General features: G+C 40.5%; 1 protein-coding gene. It reads right to left on the bottom strand.

Annotated features, from left to right (window positions below):
• Positions 1–805: 805 nt before the first annotated feature.
• On the bottom strand, positions 806–1,237 hold the full coding sequence (locus ELS82_RS24915) for a GNAT family N-acetyltransferase (RefSeq protein ID WP_134837763.1): 432 nt from the start codon (positions 1,235–1,237) through the stop codon (positions 806–808).
• Between the last annotated feature and the right edge of the window lie 256 nt (positions 1,238–1,493).

The raw sequence follows: 1,493 nt of genomic DNA, 5'->3' as shown, positions 1-1,493 counted from the left end.
AAAATTGGCATGTTTTACGGCTAGAGAGATTCAAGAATTTAGGCCGACAATACTGATTTGCTGAGTCTACTAGAGACGAATTGCCAGAGGGACAAAGAACTAGAGCCTGAGACATTTAAGCCTTTGAAATACAAGTAAACATAACGCCCAATTAAGTTGTGAGCAACGCTGCCACCATACTCAAACACTTCGCAGTAATCACCAAACTAATTGAAACCGAAAGCGCCGAGCGTTGCGAATCAGCTTGAATTGTTTGTTAGGCAAATTTTCTGCGTACTCACTAACTTGGTTTGAAAACAGAATACCTTAAACGCAATAAGCAACCAATAACCCACTGACTTTTTGTGATTCAAGAACTACAAAAGCAACTATGTTACAGCCTCACTTTCAACATTCACGAAACACAGCCTTTCAACGACAAAGTAGCTTTTGAACCAGGAAACTCAAAGCTGCGAAATGACAGCAACAACGAAAGCTTCGACTAACTTGTCCTCTCCACACTTTAAGCCAGTGAAGCTCAACACCAACCAACACTGAAACCCAATGAGGAAACCCACGAACTTTGGCATGTTTTACGGTTGAAGAGATTCAAGGATTTGAGCCGACAATGCTGAATTGCCGACTTAGAAAAACAGATGGTTTGAGGGATCAAGAAAATTAGAACAAAGAACTTTTCTGCCCTTTGCCTAACGCCGCGTTAAGTGGTGAACAACGCGACTACCTAACCTAAACCATTGTACTGTAAACACTTAAGCTGATACAAACCAAAAATGCCAAGCGTTGTGAATCCGTCTTAAACGCTTTGTTAGCCGTTTTGGACGCCAACTATAGAAAAGTGGTGACTAGCGATATTGAAACCTTCGCGTAAGTAGAACTTATGTGCTGGAAAACGCTGAACACCAGAATCCAAATGTATTTGTTCGCAACCGCTTTCTGAAGCATATGTTTTAAACCAATCGATAATAAATTTACCTACTCCACTCGAACGAAATTGCGCATTAGTTACCAAGTCTTCAATGTAAATATGCTTACCCCAAGCAAGCTTTTCACCTACGCTAAAGCCTGCTGCTGCTAGTACGCCTTCTGGCGATTTGACATAGACGACTTGGTAACCATTTGATTGCTGCTTCTCGATCTGACCAGACAAAGTATCTAAGTTGTAATTTGGGCGAAGTTGTAACAACACTTCTAGGACTGACTCGTAATCAGAATTTTTCTCTAAAAATTGTACTTCCATGTTTTCTCCATTTTGACGGCTAACGCCCAATTAAGTAGTGAGTAACGCTACCACTTAACCAGAATATTGTGCCCTAATCACTAAAGCTGATTCAAACCAAAAGTGCCAAGCGTTACGAATCTGCTTRAAYTGTTTGTTAGGCAAATTTTGCTACGCACTCATTAACTTGATTTGAAAACAGAATACCTTAAACACGATAAGCAACCAATCACCCACTGACTTTTTGTGATTCAAGGACAACTGAAGCCGCTATGTT

Source organism: Vibrio ouci, assembly GCF_004551525.1.
Classification (GTDB): Bacteria; Pseudomonadota; Gammaproteobacteria; order Enterobacterales; family Vibrionaceae; genus Vibrio; species Vibrio ouci.
Note: the sequence above shows the minus strand (reverse complement) of the source record. Positions and strands in the feature narration are given on the sequence as shown.